Genomic DNA, 15,617 nt, shown 5'->3' on the forward strand with positions numbered 1-15,617 from the left:
ATCAGGCGCGGAGCCGCTCGTTCGCTGGGTCCCAAAGCGGCTGATCTTCCTGTACCACAGCGCGACACTTTTCGCCGTAGATTTCGACCTCAAGCTCGGTGCCCGGGGTTGCCAGATCCGGACGCACCATGCCCAGCGCGACCGATGCATCGATGCGATAGCCCCATGCGCCGGACGTGGTTTCACCGACGATCTGACCATCATGCCAGATGCAGGACATGTAGGGCGCGTCGCAATCCTTTGCCTCGACCAGCAGGGTAACGAACTGCTTTTTCGCGCCCTGCTGCTTTTCGTTCTGGATCGCGGCCTTGCCGGGGAAGTCCTGCGGCTTGTCCAGCTTGACGAACCGGCCCAGCCCACCTTCGAGCAGCGAGAAGTCGGTCGACAGATCGCCCTTCCACGCACGGTAGCCCTTTTCGATACGCAAGGAGTTCAGCGCATACATGCCGAACGGCTTGGCGCCTGCGTCGATGATGGCACCGTAGATGGCAGGCATATGCTCGTTCAGGGCATGAACCTCCCACCCCAGTTCACCGGCGAAGGACACGCGGATCAGATAGGCGGGCTGGCCTGCAACGGTTGCGGACTGGTGCGTCAGCCATCCGGCCGACAGGTCCGCATCGGTCAGACCCGACAGGATCTCGCGCGATTTCGGGCCGGTGACGATCAGCGTGTCGCGTGTGGTGGTCACATCCTCGACACTGACACCTGCGGGCATCGCATTCAGCAGGATGTCCCGGTCATGCCACTGCGCGGTGGCAGCAGTGATCATCACGAACTCATCTTCGCCCAGACGAATGCAGGACATTTCGGTCAGGATACGGCCACGATCGTCGGAGACGTAGATCAGGTTCATCCGGCCAACCTTGGGCAAACCGCCGGTTGCGAGACCGCGCAGTGCCTCGGCGGCACCCTCTCCCTTGACCATGAAGCGCGAGAAGCCTGGCAAATCTAAAACGCCACAATGGTCTCGCACGGCCTCGCATTCTTCCTTGATCCGCTGCTCCCACGGGCCGGACCGGCCCCATGTGTGTGTGCTTTCTTCGGTCACGTCGTCACCGGGCTGTGCGAACCAGTTAGCACGCTCCCACCCGTTATAGGCGCCCATGACACCGCCCAGTTCCTTGACCTTGGCATGTACCGGCGACAGTTTCTTGTCGCGCGCGGCGGGCCATTCGTGATGCGGGAAGTGCATGGCGTATTCGTTGCCGTAAACCTCCATGCCTTTTTTCACGCAATAGTCGTGATCGGTGTAATCGGTGTAGCGGCGCGGATCGACCGACCACATGTCCCACTCGGTGAACCCGTCGACGATCCATTCCGCCAGCACCTTGCCAGCACCGCCGCCTTGCGCGATGCCAAAGGTAAAGACGCAGGCCTCGAACGCGTTTTTCACGCCGGGCATAGGACCGATCAGAGGCAAGCCATCCGGTGCATAGGGGATCGGGCCGTTGATGATGCGCGAGATACCGGCCTCACCGGACAACGGCACACGCTCCATCGCGTCGGCAACGATGTCCTCGATCCGGTCCAGATCGTCGGACCACAGCTGGAAGCTGAAATCGTCCGGCATCGGGTCGGCTTCGGTTTCCCAATGCGCGCGGCAGTTGGGCTCGTACGGGCCGATGTTGAAGCCGTGCTTTTCCTGACGCAGGTAGTACGACACATCCACATCGCGCAGCAGCGGCAGCTTTTGTCCGCTTTGCTTCGACCATGCCTCGATCTCGGGGATTTCCTCGGTCAGCAGGTACTGGTGGCTCATCACCATCATCGGAACAGTGCGCCCGCCAAAGGGCTTGAACCACTCACCCACGCGCTGGGCATAGTACCCTGCCGCGTTCACCACATAGTCACAGTCAATGTCACCTTTTTCGGTGCTGACGGTCCAAGTGCCATCGTCGTGCTGGGTCACGCCGGTTGCAGGGGTAAAGCGCAGGATTTTTGCACCCATGTCGCGGGCGCCCTTAGCCAGCGCTTGTGTCAGCTGCGCCGGGTCGATGTCACCGTCGCTGGGGTCGAACAGCACGCCCTCAAGGTCGTGGGTTTCAAGGAACGGGTACTGTTCCTTGGCCTGTTCAGGCGTCCACATCTCCATCTCGATGCCTTGATAGCGCCCCATGGCGCAGGCGCGTTCGAACTCCTGCACACGCTCTTTCGTATGCGCCAGACGGATCGAGCCGGTCTGGTGATAGTTCATCGGATAATCGACCTCATCCCCCAGACGGGAATAAAGCTCGGTCGAATACCGCTGCATGTTCATGATCGCCCACGAGGTCGAGAAGGTCGGCACGTTCCCCGCCGCATGCCAAGTCGAGCCTGCGGTCAGCTCGTTCTTTTCCAGCAGGACGCAGTCGGTCCAGCCTTTCTTGGCCAGATGGTAGAGCGAGGAGGTCCCCACCACACCGCCACCGATAATAACCACGCGGGCTTTTGTCGGAAAATCACTCATGTCTTTCAGTTCCTGTTATTGCGCCCGTTGGGGCAGGTCGTCCGTGATGTCGTAGTAATCGCCCTTGTCGGCCACAAAGATGTGCCGGGCGAGTTTCAGTCCGGTAGGTGCGTCCAGCGCCCCCATGGAAATCGAAATCGTGTCCTCGTCGTTGTGCTGCCAGAAGAGGAACGAACCGCAGGCGCGGCAGAATCCGCGCTTTGCAATGTCGGATGCGCGAAACCAGCTCAGCGTGTCGCTGGCGGTAAAGCTCAGGTTGTCCTGATGGGTCGAGGTCGAGGCCCAGACATGGCCCGATTGCTTGCGGCACTGGCCGCAATGGCAGGCGGATGGTGGCGACAGGTCTCCATCAATATTGAATGCGACGGCGCCGCAGAGGCAGGAACCGGTATGCATGTCTTTACCCCCTTGCTGTGGGCGTGGTGCTGGCCCCCAGCAACACGCCGTAGATGATGAAGCAGGTCGCCATCACCCGGCGAACCCATGTGTTGAAGACGGCCCCCAGCGCGGCCTTTCCCATCAGCGCGCCAAGCAGGGTGAACCCAGTATAGCTGAGCGTCGTGATGATCAGAGCCGTCGGCATAATCACCGCCATCTGCTGCCAGATCGGCACGTCCGGCTGCACGAATTGCGAAAACGCCGCGAGGTATCCTGCAACGCTTTTGGGGTTGATCGTGGCGACGGCCAGCGCGTGCAGATAGATGTGCCGCGCGGGGCGTTCGGTGGCCGGGACTGGCCTTGTGGAATTCATCCAGCCGCGCACGCCCAGCCAGATCAGGAACCCTGCGCCGATCAGCTTGGCGATGAAGAACCCGGTCGGTGATGCCGCGATCAGGGCAGTGACACCCAGCGCCGACAGGATCAGAAAGGCACTGGCCTGTGTCAGGATGGCCAGCACACCCAGCATCGCTTTGGGAAACGGCAGGCTCATCCCGTTCGAGATGCAATTGACCGCATTCGGCCCCGGTGTGGTGACGAACACCACCCAGAACAGCGCGAATATGGTCCAGGCCTCGAAACTCATCAGTACACCGGCGGGGCGATGACCCAGACGGCAACGGCGGGCTCGTCATAGGGGTTGGACCACTGGTAGGGTTCGTGCTTGATCCGGAAACTGTCGCCCGGTCCCACGGTGTAGGCACGGCCGCCAATCCTGAGATCAAGCTGACCAGAGACCATGTAACCAACCTCCTGCGTGGGCCGGTTCGCCGGGGTCTGCATGCGGGAATGGGGTTGAAAGGTCGAATGCACCATCTCGAAATCATCGGTCAGGTCGGGTGAGAGCAACTCTTCGATCAGCCCTTCCTCGCCCGACCCCATAGGGCGGCGCGACCCGGCGCGCACGACATATCCCTGTTCATCGGCGGGTGCCGCGGAATGGGCAAACAGCATCGACATCGGCACACCCAGACATTGGGCAATCTGGCGCAGATCTGAGATCGAAGGCTCGGACATGTCGCGTTCGACCTGGCTGAACCAGCCGACCGACCGATCAAGCTTTGCGGCAATTTCGGCAAGCGTCAGCCCGCGCGCCTTTCTCAGGGCGCGGATATCGGCACCAAGTGTCGCGCTGTGTGGGGCCTGGTCGTTCACCTGTCGCTCCGAATCTCGTGAAATTTTCTCCTCGTTTTTCACCGTGACGCAATCTGATGAAAAAACCAAGCATTTTTTCACGAGACATCCAAGTCCGGCTGTATCGAGCCAGCGACGCGGGTTGGCCAGCCTTTTCGGCGATCAAATGATCCCGGCTGTGTGTGCCCTGAATTACCGAACCGCAGCGCCGGCCACTCAATGACATCCACATGCCGCGTCAGAGGCATGTTTTCCTAGAACAGAGATGGAAGAGAACAGGCATCGGCAGCCTGCCAGAGGATCCGAATGCTACTGACCGACGATCTCGATTGTATAGTTACGCCGGGCACCGGCGGGCGGTGGCGGAAACGGCGCCGCAGTTCTGATCTGCGCCAATGCCACCTGATCCAGACGCTTTGAGCCCGAGCTGCGGCTGATCGACAATGACGCAAGTGATCCGCTATCGGCTATTTGAAACCGGACCACGGCAGTTCCGCGAATGTTGACACTTTTGCGCCGCGTCCGAGAAATTTTCCGCAACACCAGACCTTTGTAATTATCCACATCCGCATCGCCCTGCTTGGCCGACGCGACCCGGTTCTGTGTGGCCTTGCTGGAACCGTCCCGTTTGCGACCTGTGTCGCTGCCCTTTTTGGCGGTTTTGTTTGCGTTTCCCTGTTGCGATGCGACCTGACCCTTGGGTTTGGGCTCTGCTTCAGGCTTAATTTTAGTCTTGGCTGTTTTTGCGCTCACAACATTCGTCGATTGCGCAGGCGCAAGGGCTTTTTGCGAAACAGCCGATGAATGAGTGTTTGAGGCACGAGGCGCCGTCACCTTGCTGACCCCTGTGGTTCCCTGCAGGGCCGGAGCGTTTGCGTTTGGGCTGAGCGTCTGTTTTTCGACGGGTTGGGTTGGCTGCGGCGGTTGCGCCTGATGACGCGATGGCGGCGGGGCCGATGCGGCCCCTCCGTCGACAAGATCCTTAAAAGATGACCCGAAGGCGGCGACCTCGACCGACCCGCTACCCTCGGTTTGTGCGGGTTCCGATGTCGAATAATCCTGCAAGGCCAAACCATGCGTTGCAATGGCAAGGAAGACTGCGATTACAGCCACACGGTACGATGAAGGGATCATTGCAACGCTCTTTCAGTCACCACGAATATCTGTTTTGCGCCAAGCGCCCGCAGATCCGAACTGACCCGGACCAGCTGGATTGCCGGCAGGGACCGATCCGGCACGATCCGCACCGCGTCCAAAGGCAAATCGATCGAGGCCCGGTCCACATAGGCTGCCGCAGACGTCAGCTCGGCGCCCCGGTATTCCATCGTTCCATCCGCCCGGATCACCAGAGCATCCGGCGGTTCACGCCCGTCCAGATCCTGCGTTTGCACAAGCTGCACATCACTATTCATTGGCGGCGCCAGCGTTCCTGCGATCATGAAAAAGACCAACAGCAGGAAAACAACGTTGATCAACGCAATCGTCGGTTCCCTGGCATTTTTGGGCCTAGATTCCAGCCGCATCATCCCAACACTCGGGTTTGCAGAAGCTTTACCGGTCGCAGCACTGCCATCAGGTCAATCAATTGCTGCGAGGTGGTTTCCTGCCCAAGGCTGATCACAACGGTCTGAGGTTTATCGGATTGCAGAACTGATGTGACCTGCTGCAGCGATACAGTCTGCCCATCAAGCAGAATTTGTTCTGCATTCAGTTTCAGGAACCGAACCGTGCGGTCCGTATCTGCGCCCCCGCCAGTCGAAGACGTCAACTCGATCTCGCCATGTTTGGAAAAGGTCGAGCTCAGCATGAAGAACAGCAACAGCAAAAAGATGACATCGATAAGCGATGTCATCGAAAGGCGTTTGCGCCGCTTCTTCAGTACATCAAGCGCCATTGGCGGCCAGCGCGTTATGCGGCGAACCGACTTCCGGCTCTGACAGGGTATGACCGGGTGCAAATACCGTGCGAAATGCTCGATTTGCAAAAATGCGCTCGCGTCTCATCCGGGCCTCGAACCAGGTCAGGATCATGGATGCGGGCATGGCAACCGCCAAACCGGCTGCAGTTGTCAGCAGTGCCACCCAGATACCGCCAGCCAACAGCGACGGGTCAACGGAACTGCCCGCTCCCTGTAATGTCCGGAATGCGTCGATCATACCGATGACCGTGCCGAACAACCCCAACAGCGGAGCAAGCTGCGCCACCATGTCCAGCACGTTCAGGCCTTGCTCCAACCGCGCAAACCGGGCTTCGGCCTCGGCATCTGCGCGTTCCGACAGGTTTTGCCCGTCACCGGAAAACGCCATCCGTACCACCGGCGCCAGATAGCTGCGGCTTTTGTCCAGATGGGTCCAGGCTTCGCCTTTGTTGCCCCTGTCCCATGCGTCGATGGCCTGAGAAAGTTCCAGATGTCTGGAGACGCCCGCCGCCCTGTATTGCCAGAGCTTGTATAGAACCAGCGACAGCGTCGCGACGGATGTCGCGATCAGGACGGCTACAACCGGGCCGCCCAGTTCGACAATATTGAGAAGAGATTGTTTGATGTCTGTCATCCCGCTATCCGATCATGTCGATGGTCAGACGGCTCTTGACGCGCAGCGCATCCATGCAGGCATCCGTCGGACCGACTTTGGTCTGGCATTGTTCGGCCCCGTTGATCAGAACGCGACTGATTTGGTCGCAGCTCAGGCCGTTGAACTGAAACTGCCGGACCCTTGGACGCCCAACCGGCAATTGTTCGAAATCCAGCAATGTCAAAAGTGCGACCTGTCCCTCGGCGCCAAACAGAACCGTTTCGAAAACCACCTCGGAGAGGTCGTCATTGGTTGTGTTCTCGGCCACGAAACTCAGAAGGCAGCTCTGCCCGCGCAACTCTGCCGCGCTGAGTTCAAGGGATATGCCACCGTTGGGGACAGGTTCCTCGGCGGCTGCTGGCCCTGTCCCCACGAAAGGGGACAGGGCCAGCAGGGCCGCTCGAACGATGGAATATGGGGGTGTCGACATGACCGGCCCTTTCGCTTGTCTCAGAAGGTCTTCGCCAGCGTCAGCTTAAAGTTCCGCCCCGGCGATTTGCGGGTCGAAAGGCTGGACTGGTAATCTTTGTCAAAGATGTTCTCGATGCCAACGCGTACCTCGAAACCTTCGAATGCGCCCTCTTGCGGCAGGTACGTGGCGCGCAGCGTGTTCAGGCCATAGCCGCCGATTGGATTACCCGACGAATCAAAGCCCGCTCTGGACCCCAGGATTTCCCAGCTGACATCAAGTGTCCGGCCAAACCGTTTGCCCACTGTCAGCCGTGCGGTATCTGCCGGTTCATTGCGCCACCGTGTTTCGGAACCGGTTGCACTGGTTTCCGTGGCTTTGACAATATTGGCGTTGAAATCGGCGTAAAATCCGCTGGCCACCGCATAGGACGCTTCGATTTCCACACCCTGAGCATTGACCTCATCTGCGCCTGAATAGGACGTAATGTCCCGCAGGGTTGTGTCATATAGGTTTACCTTGGCGCGCACGACGTCGCCCGAGGCAAAGATATCGCCCTGATTATACGAGAACCCGGCTTCCCAGGTCGTCGATTTTTCGGGTTGCGTCATGAATATCGGCGTACCCAGATCGTCGATGATCGGCAGGCTTTCGGTGTATGCGCCGCCGCCGAAAATCGCGAAGCCGCTGGCAAACTCGTACCGCGCTGAAAGGCCGCCCATCAAAGCGCTGTTGTCATAGCTTGCGTTTGCAGGGGGGGTCGCGTCGCTGTTGCCCTTGATATCCTGTGTCTCGTACCGCAGCGCAGGTGTGATCGTCAGCTGATCACCGATCTGCATGTCGTCAACCGCAAACACAGCGATCCGGCGGTCGGTGCCTCCGGGCGCCGCTGCCGCATCAAGCCGGTCCCGATTGATGAACTCGATACCGGTACGCAGGTCGTGCGATACGTTTCCGGTCTGAAAATACGACGCGTTCTTCACCGTCAGCTTTGTCGTCTCGTATTGATGATCCGCATCGGCCAGAGCCCGAACTGACGGGAAAAAGGGCGTTCCCTCCAGACTCGAGGACCCCTCGACATAAGAGCTGTCGATTGTCTGGTCCGAATAGCTGAGGTTGACGTCCAGATCGACCAGGTCGTTGCCTGCCGGGCGGTACTGATAACGCAAGATGGCAATTTTTGTATCGATGTCACGGTCAACGTTGCCAAATGCATCGGATGTTGTACCAAACGAGTCATATGGCACATCGCGCTCTTCTGACTGGGACTGATTCCAGGATGCAGTCAGCGAATGTTCGAGGTTGTCGCCAAAACTGTATTTACCCTTGGCCAGAAAGGACGGCAGCGTGAAGGCGCTGTTGCCGATGTCCTGTCCATTACCGTCCTGCTGAATGTCCTGATCGCGATAGGTATAGTTCAACAGGAACTCGGCCTGCTCGATTGGCTGCCAGGCCAGGATCGACGACGAGGCAAATCCGTTGCCGTTCGAATACCCCTCCAGCGTCTGGCGGAACCGGAATCCCGGCTCGCCTCCGGTAAAGTCGGACGCGTCCTTGGTTTCCAGCTGAACGACACCGCCGACCACACCCGAGCCGTATTCGAACGACCCAACGGTTCCGCGGATCACCGAAACACTTTTGTACAGCTGCGGGTCCGTAAACAGCTGGTTGCCGATGCGGTACAGCTCCTCGCCGCCAGTCGTCGCTCCATCGATCAGGACAAGCACTTTCTGGTCAGTGCCAAAGGTGCCGTTGGCCCCGAAGCCGCGAATGTTGATACCTGAACCCTGCGGGGTCGAACCGTTCACCAGGGTCACGCCCGGCACGCTGTCGATCAGTTCCGCGACTGTGTTCGCCTGCCGGTCGTTGATCTCTTCCTGATCGATGTTGGTCACGGGAACTGCAGTATCCGTCTGAATTTCCCGCTTGCTTTCGCCCAGTTCAAGGGTGCCTAGGAAACCGTCACCCTGTTCCTGCCCCCAGGCTGCGGCTGCCATAAGGCTGAGGCCTGAGGCTGTTCCCCACAGCCTCATCATCTGTAATTGCGCACGCATATCTGTCCCTTCGATACGTACAAGGACCGGAAGGGCTGGCAGGGCGCTGGCGCTGGTCTTTTTTGTTGTTTTTTAAATCCACCATTTGGCGGCTTGTGTTCGTTAATAAAGCTTACTAAATTAGTCAACAATAAATCGGGGCCGTTCTGACGACCCCTGCCAGCATGCGGCTGATATCAGCACTCGCAGCGCCAGCTGAACCAAATCCAAATCTTGCAGATGGGAAAACCATGATGGAACAGGCGCTTATGGCACCAGAACAGGTGCGTGCCGCATACAATGAGAACCCCGGACGTCGTGACCGTGATCTTGCTGACTCGCTCGGACTTGCCGAGGCACAGCTGGTTGCCGCGTTTGTTGGCCACGGTGCGACTCGGCTGTCGGCAGATCTTGACGAGATTTTCCCGCGCCTCAACGGGCTGGGTGAGGTTCTGGCACTCACCCGGAACCCGTCCTGTGTGATTGAAAAAGTAGGGCAGTACGACAGCTATCATTCCGGCGCGCATGCCTCGATGGTTCTGACCGAAGATATTGATCTGCGCATGTTCCCAAAACACTGGGTCCATGCCTTTGCCGTTGAACGCGACGGCGACAAGGGAACAAAGCGGTCTTTGCAGTTTTTTGATGCCGCGGGCGATGCGGTGCACAAGATTCATCTGCGTGACGATTCAAACCATGGGCATTGGCACGACCTTGTTGCGGCGCTGAAATCAGAAGATCAGGCGCAGGTGCTCGATGTCGCGCCCCGCCAACCGGCCGAAGCGCCAAAGGCCAACGCCGAAAAGGCCGACGCCCTGCGCACCGAATGGGCAAAGATGACCGATACCCACCAATTCCTGCGCCTGACTTCAAAGCTCAAAATGAATCGCCTGGGCGCATATCGGATCGCTGGCGAGCCGTTGGTGCGCGCGCTGGAGGTCAGCGCGATTGAGACGATGTTTGAACAGTTGCGGGCTCAGGAACTTGAGGTCATGATCTTTGTCGGAAACCGCGGTTGCATCGAGATACACGGCGGGCCGGTCCGGACGATCAAACAGATGGGACCGTGGTTCAATGTTCTCGACCCCCGTTTCAACCTGCACCTGAGGTCGGATCACATTGCCGAAGTCTGGGCGGTCACCAAACCGACCCAGCGCGGACCGGCCGTGTCGGTCGAGGCTTTCGATGCCGACGGGGGCCTGATCTTTCAGATTTTCGGACGCCGCTCGGGTGAGACGGACCACCGTCCTGCCTGGGACAAGCTCGTGTCGGGTCTCGAGCCGCTTCAAACGTCGGAGGTTGCCTGATGGGTATGTGGCGCACCGTCCTGAGCGTCGGCTTTGTTGTTGCCGGATGGGCTGCACCACACGCGGCATCTGCACAGGAAACAGAGGCCAATCGCATTATTGCGATTGGCGGATCCGTGACCGAGATTGTTTATGCATTGGGTCAACAGGACAGGCTGGTCGGACGCGATCGGACGTCAAGCTTCCCCCCCGAGGCGCAAGACCTGCCGGACATCGGCTACATGCGCGCGTTGACACCCGAAGGCGTTTTGTCCGTCGCCCCGGACATGATTCTGTCGATTGAAGGCGCCGGTCCGCCCGAGACGATTGCCGTTCTCAAGGACGCAGGTGTGGACTTCGTGGAAATTACTGATGAATTCAGCCGGGACGGCGTGGTGGCCAAGATCAGGGCCGTTGGCGCCGCCCTGAATGAGGAGTCTGCCGCCAATGCGCTGGCGGATCAGGTCGGGGCGGAAATTGACGCGGCCAACGCAGCGGCTGTGGCTGCGACCGGGTCCAACCCGATGCGCGTTCTTTTTATCCTGTCTGCACGGGATGACCGAATTCTGGTTGGCGGTACCGAGACACAGGCGGACAGCATCATACGGCTGGCCGGTGGCGTAACCGCTGTCCCGAATGTTTCGGGGTTCAAACCGATCACTCCCGAGGCTCTGGCCGTTGCTGCTCCGGATATCATTTTGATGATGGACAGGGGCGATGATCATGCAACCAGCGAGACCGAGCTTTTCGAGTTGCCGGCGCTTGCGTTGACCCCGGCCGGTCGGAACAAAAGACTGGTGCGCATGAAGGGGCTGTATCTTCTGGGCTTCGGGCCCCGGACCGCCTCGGCGATCACTGAATTGTCTGCTGCGTTGCAACGAAACGGGCAAGGCCTGTGACCCTTGTTTCCGGGCATGATGGTATGACCATCCCCTCGGCGGACCGTCGAGCGGCTGCGCGAATGATGTCGGTATTTCTTGTGATGCTGCTGATACTTGTCAGTGTCGCAAGTATTTCCGTCGGTGCGTCATCCGCATCGCTGGGAGACGCAGTAACGGACCTGATAACGGGACGGGATGTGTCGGATCTGAACAGGATCGTATTGTGGGATATCCGCCTGCCGCGTCTGGCGATGGGTATACTTGTCGGGGCAGCACTGGCTGTGTCCGGTGTGGTGATGCAAGGCCTGTTCAGAAACCCGCTGGCCGATCCCGGGATCGTGGGCGTGAGTGCCGGGGCAAGTCTGGGGGCAATTTCGGCGATCATCCTTGGCGCCTATTTGCCCGCAGCAATACTGGGCTGGGTCGGCAACGGGCTGGTCGCATTCGCGGCGTTTTTCGGCGGCTGGGCCTCGGTCCTTGTTCTGTACCGGGTCTCGACCCGGCGTGGTCAGACATCAGTGGCGACCATGCTGCTGGCCGGTATCGCGCTGGGCGCGTTGTCCGGCGCGGTTTCGGGTGTTCTGGTCTACATGGCCGATGATCAGCAGCTGCGTGATTTGACTTTTTGGGGAATGGGATCGCTGGCAGGCGCGACATGGACCAAGGTTGTGACCGTCGCGCCGATTATCCTGATCGCCATCGTCTCCGCGCAATTTCTGGCCCGCGCGCTGAACGGTATGGCCATGGGAGAGGCCGTGGCGCATCATATCGGCATCCCGGTCCAACGCAGCAAAAGCCTTGCCATTCTGGCGGTGGCCGCCGCGACAGGTGCCGCCGTGGCGGTGTCGGGTGGTATCGGGTTCGTAGGGATTATCGTGCCGCATCTGCTTCGCATCGCAACGGGCCCCGATCACCACAGACTGCTGCTGAATTCCGCACTTCTGGGTGCCAGCCTGCTGCTATGCGCCGACATGATCAGCCGCATCGTCGTCGCACCCGCCGAGTTGCCGATCGGTATCGTGACGGCCGTACTCGGGGCGCCGGTATTTCTGTGGATTCTGCTGCGGCGCCACGGGATGATGGGAGCGTAAGCAATGAAGGCCGAAAACATTCACGTCCGGCTGGGCGGCAAGGAAATCCTGCGTGATATTGAATTTAACGCGCAGCCCGGACAGGTGACCGCGATCATTGGTCCGAACGGGTCGGGGAAATCTACCTTCCTCAAGGTTTTGTCAGGTGAAATCGCCACATCGGGTAGGCTCCTTCTCAATGGGCGGGACATTTCGGCGCTGAAGCCGTGGCAATTGTCGGCAATGCGCGGCGTCTTACCCCAATCCTCGACTGTTGCCTTTCCATTCAACGTTCTCGAAGTTGTCCGGCTCGGGCTGGCAGACGGATTGGCCGCGACAAACGACCATCTACCGTCCCGAGCCCTCGCTCACGTTGACCTCAGAGGGTTCGAGCACCGTTCGTATCAGGATCTGTCCGGAGGTGAACAGCAGCGCGTGCAAATGGCGCGGGTGCTGGCGCAAGTCTGGGACGCTCAGAGTCATGACCAGCCCAGATGGCTTCTGTTGGACGAACCGGTCGCCAGTCTGGACATTGCCCATCAGTTTACGGTTCTGGAAATCGCCAAGGATTTTGCCGCCCGGGGCGGCGGCGTGATTGTGGTGATGCACGACCTGAACCTGACCGCATTGTTCGCAGACATGATCTGCGTTCTGTCGCAGGGTGAGGTGTGGGGGTTCGGAACGCCGGCGGATGTTCTGACCGACGAGATGATGACAGATGTTTATCGGATCAACGCAAAAATCAACAAACTGCCGCCGACCCATGTGCCATTCGTGTTGCCTCAGACGGTGAAGGTAGTTTGTGCCACCTGAGTTCGGTCGCGTACGCAAAACTTCCGCAAGGATCAGAATGCGACAAACAAGGTCAGTGATTTGCCGCCATAGGTGACGAGATTTGCAAGGCGTATGACAACGCCTTGCAATTATTCATGCAATTCCCTCAGCCTATTCGGCGGCCCAGCCACCAACCGCCTTGACCTCCAGAAAATCCTCAAGTCCCCAGAGACCGCCTTCGCGGCCGTTGCCGGACTGCTTCATGCCACCAAAAGGAGATCCCGCAGCGCGGGACTGGCCGTTCATCTCGACCATGCCTGACCGCAGTTGCCGCGCCATGCGGTTGGCCCGCGCGGTGTCCTGCGTCTGCACGTAATTGGTCAGGCCATATGGCGTGTCGTTGGCGATCTCGACAGCCTCTTCCTCGGTATCAAAGGGGATCATGGTCAGGACCGGGCCAAAGATTTCCTCGCGCGCGATGGTCATCTGGTTGTTGGCATCTGCAAAGACGGTGGGGCGCACGTAATAGCCCTTGTTCAGACCCTCGGGCCGCCCGGTGCCCCCGGCAACCAGCCGCGCGCCTTCGTCGATGCCCTTCTGGATCAGGTCTTGAATCTTGCCCCACTGGACCTCGTTGACCACCGGTCCGATATGGCGGCCTTCGTCCAGCGCGTTGCCGACCGAAACCTTGTCGGCCACTTCTGCCGCCATCTCGACCGCCCTGTCATAGATCGGGCGCTGTACCAGCATCCGGCTGGGGGCGTTACAGCTTTGGCCGGTGTTGTTCATCATGTGCAGGACGCCCCGCTTGACGGCCTTTTCATCCGCATCGGCAAAGACCACGTTGGCGCCCTTGCCGCCCAGTTCCAGATGCACCTTCTTCAGCGTGTCGGCGGCGTTTTTGGAAATCGCCGTGCCGGCGCGGGTCGAGCCGGTAAAGCTGACCATATCCACATCCCTGTGGCCCGACAGTTGCGAACCAACGCCCACACCGTCGCCATTCACAAGGTTGAAGACACCCGGAGGGAACCCGGCCTCATCCATCATTTCGGCAAAGATCATCGCGTTCAGCGGGCTTTGCTCGGACGGTTTCAGAACCATCGTACAGCCCGCAATCGCGGCGGCACCGACCTTGAGCGTGACCTGATTCATCGGCCAGTTCCATGGTGTGATCAGCGCGGCCACGCCCACAGCCTCATGGATGATCCGGTCGTTCGGCGCGTGATCGCCAAGCGGGCGTTCGAACTGAAATTCTTTGGCGGCCCTGATAAAGTTTTTCAGGTGCCAGATGCCCGCACCGACCTGCTGAGTGCGCGACATGTCGATGGGTGCGCCCATCTCAAGCGACATGGCACCGGCCAGATCCTCGCCCCGGGTCTTGTAGATGTCGACCAGCTTTTCGACCAGCGCGATACGTTCTTCCGGCGGGGTTGCCATCCAGCCGGGCAGGGCGGCTTTGGCGGCAGCAACGGCGGCATTGGTGTCTGCTTCCGACCCCAGTGAAATCACCGCACAGGGTTCCTCAGTCGAAGGGTTGATGACCTCAAAGTCGTTGGGTGTGGCGGGTGCGACCCACTTGCCGTTGATGTAGAAGTTGCGTTTGTCGATCATGGCTCTCCCTCCCGATCAGAATCCTTTCGACCGTGCGGTCGGTTTTACGGGGCCACTCTGTCACCCCCGAAACAAGTGGGCAAGTGGGGGTTGGGAATATGATCAAATATTATGCCCGACTGGGATCGGGCTTTTCCTAGGCCAATGAGTACGATTTTTCATCGCAGACTGGTGCGGATGCTTTAACGTGGCGTCTGAATGATTAGGTTGTCACCAACCGACTCGGATACTTCACGCGAAAGGAGATGAACCATGGGTTTGCGTATTAACGATACTGTCCCGAATTTCACCGCAGAAACGGATCAGGGTACCGTTCAGTTCCATGACTGGATCGGCGACAGCTGGGCGATCCTGTTCTCGCACCCCAAGGATTTCACCCCCGTCTGCACCACCGAGTTTTCGGCTGTGGCCCAGTTGAACGACGAATGGGCCAAGCGCAACACCAAGGTGATCGGTGTCTCGGTAGACGGGGTTGAGGATCACAAGAAGTGGAAAAAGGATATCGAGGCATATGGCAATGCCAACCCCGGTTTCCCGATCATCGCCGATGATGGTCTGGCCGTTTCCAAAGCCTTTGACATGCTGCCCGCCGAGGCCTATCTGCCCGATGGCCGCACCCCGGCGGACAGTGCGACCGTGCGTTCGGTCTTTATCATCGGGCCGGACAAGCAGCTGAAACTGTCGATGACCTACCCGATGACCGTCGGCCGGAACTTTGCCGAGATTCTGCGCGCGCTGGACGGGCTGCAGATGACGGCCAAGGGCGTGGCGACACCTGCGAACTGGGTGCCGGGCGAGGATGTGATCATACCGCCTGCCGTGTCCAACGAGGAAGCCAAAGAGAAATTCGGAGAGTTCGAGACGATCTTCCCGTATCTGCGCAAGACCAAGGCACCGTCGTAAGGCGGGGCCGGGGCAGGGGGGCTGTCTGCCCCCCATCGCGCATGGGCGCGATTCCC

General features: G+C 59.4%; 16 protein-coding genes. 5 read left to right on the top strand and 11 right to left on the bottom strand.

Annotated elements, in window-relative coordinates:
• Window position 1: 1 nt before the first annotated feature.
• The 10 genes from ACR0D6_RS15435 to ACR0D6_RS15480 form a co-directional block, all read right to left on the bottom strand.
• On the bottom strand, window positions 2-2,449 hold the full coding sequence (locus tag ACR0D6_RS15435) for a GcvT family protein (protein ID WP_480766131.1): 2,448 nt from the start codon (window positions 2,447-2,449) through the stop codon (window positions 2-4).
• A 15-nt stretch (window positions 2,450-2,464) separates the two neighbouring features.
• Complete coding sequence (locus ACR0D6_RS15440) at window positions 2,465-2,845, bottom strand: GFA family protein (protein ID WP_170655953.1); 381 nt, start codon at window positions 2,843-2,845, stop codon at window positions 2,465-2,467.
• A 4-nt stretch (window positions 2,846-2,849) separates the two neighbouring features.
• Window positions 2,850-3,473, bottom strand: coding sequence for a LysE family translocator (locus ACR0D6_RS15445; RefSeq protein WP_170655951.1), 624 nt, complete (start codon window positions 3,471-3,473; stop codon window positions 2,850-2,852).
• The gene (locus tag ACR0D6_RS15450; RefSeq protein WP_480452358.1) at window positions 3,473-4,042 is read right to left on the bottom strand and encodes a helix-turn-helix domain-containing protein; all 570 of its coding nucleotides are present in this window, start codon (window positions 4,040-4,042) and stop codon (window positions 3,473-3,475) included. Before ACR0D6_RS15450 ends, ACR0D6_RS15445 begins: the two co-directional genes overlap by 1 nt.
• A gap of 288 nt (window positions 4,043-4,330) precedes the next feature.
• Window positions 4,331-5,155, bottom strand: a complete 825-nt coding sequence (locus ACR0D6_RS15455) for a TonB family protein (protein WP_480766132.1) — start codon at window positions 5,153-5,155, stop codon at window positions 4,331-4,333.
• Window positions 5,152-5,544, bottom strand: coding sequence for an ExbD/TolR family protein (locus ACR0D6_RS15460; RefSeq protein WP_480766133.1), 393 nt, complete (start codon window positions 5,542-5,544; stop codon window positions 5,152-5,154). Before ACR0D6_RS15460 ends, ACR0D6_RS15455 begins: the two co-directional genes overlap by 4 nt.
• Complete coding sequence (locus ACR0D6_RS15465) at window positions 5,544-5,915, bottom strand: ExbD/TolR family protein (protein WP_480766134.1); 372 nt, start codon at window positions 5,913-5,915, stop codon at window positions 5,544-5,546. Before ACR0D6_RS15465 ends, ACR0D6_RS15460 begins: the two co-directional genes overlap by 1 nt.
• The gene (locus ACR0D6_RS15470) at window positions 5,905-6,573 is read right to left on the bottom strand and encodes a MotA/TolQ/ExbB proton channel family protein (RefSeq protein WP_480766135.1); all 669 of its coding nucleotides are present in this window, start codon (window positions 6,571-6,573) and stop codon (window positions 5,905-5,907) included. The genes ACR0D6_RS15465 and ACR0D6_RS15470 overlap by 11 nt, the downstream gene beginning before the upstream one ends.
• 4 nt (window positions 6,574-6,577) lie before the next feature.
• On the bottom strand, window positions 6,578-7,024 hold the full coding sequence (locus tag ACR0D6_RS15475; RefSeq protein ID WP_480766136.1) for a hypothetical protein: 447 nt from the start codon (window positions 7,022-7,024) through the stop codon (window positions 6,578-6,580).
• Window positions 7,025-7,044: 20 nt separating this feature from the next.
• Entirely contained in the window at window positions 7,045-9,057 is a 2,013-nt protein-coding gene (locus ACR0D6_RS15480; protein ID WP_480766137.1) for a TonB-dependent receptor domain-containing protein, read from the bottom strand.
• A 230-nt stretch (window positions 9,058-9,287) separates the two neighbouring features.
• Here ACR0D6_RS15480 and ACR0D6_RS15485 point away from each other — a divergent pair, with 230 nt between their 5' ends.
• The 4 genes from ACR0D6_RS15485 to ACR0D6_RS15500 are packed head-to-tail and all read left to right on the top strand — an operon-like array spanning window position 9,288 to window position 13,086.
• Window positions 9,288-10,343 carry a hemin-degrading factor gene (locus ACR0D6_RS15485; protein WP_480766138.1) on the top strand — a complete coding sequence of 352 codons (1,056 nt, stop codon included), beginning with the start codon at window positions 9,288-9,290 and terminating at the stop codon, window positions 10,341-10,343.
• Window positions 10,343-11,221, top strand: a complete 879-nt coding sequence (locus tag ACR0D6_RS15490) for a heme/hemin ABC transporter substrate-binding protein (protein WP_480766139.1) — start codon at window positions 10,343-10,345, stop codon at window positions 11,219-11,221. Before ACR0D6_RS15485 ends, ACR0D6_RS15490 begins: the two co-directional genes overlap by 1 nt.
• Window positions 11,222-11,244: 23 nt before the next feature.
• Entirely contained in the window at window positions 11,245-12,294 is a 1,050-nt protein-coding gene (locus tag ACR0D6_RS15495; protein WP_480766188.1) for a FecCD family ABC transporter permease, read from the top strand.
• Between the two features lie 3 nt (window positions 12,295-12,297).
• Complete coding sequence (locus ACR0D6_RS15500; protein WP_480766140.1) at window positions 12,298-13,086, top strand: heme ABC transporter ATP-binding protein; 789 nt, start codon at window positions 12,298-12,300, stop codon at window positions 13,084-13,086.
• A gap of 132 nt (window positions 13,087-13,218) precedes the next feature.
• Here the strand turns inward: ACR0D6_RS15500 and ACR0D6_RS15505 are convergent, their stop codons facing one another.
• A complete protein-coding gene (locus tag ACR0D6_RS15505) occupies window positions 13,219-14,658 on the bottom strand; it encodes an aldehyde dehydrogenase family protein (RefSeq protein WP_480766141.1) in 1,440 nt (479 codons plus the stop codon).
• Window positions 14,659-14,910: 252 nt separating this feature from the next.
• Here ACR0D6_RS15505 and ACR0D6_RS15510 point away from each other — a divergent pair, with 252 nt between their 5' ends.
• Window positions 14,911-15,561: a peroxiredoxin gene (locus tag ACR0D6_RS15510; RefSeq protein ID WP_170655935.1), complete on the top strand. Its 651-nt coding sequence runs from the start codon at window positions 14,911-14,913 to the stop codon at window positions 15,559-15,561.
• Window positions 15,562-15,617: the final 56 nt, after the last annotated feature.

The organism is Ruegeria sp. BJ6, assembly GCF_056537885.1.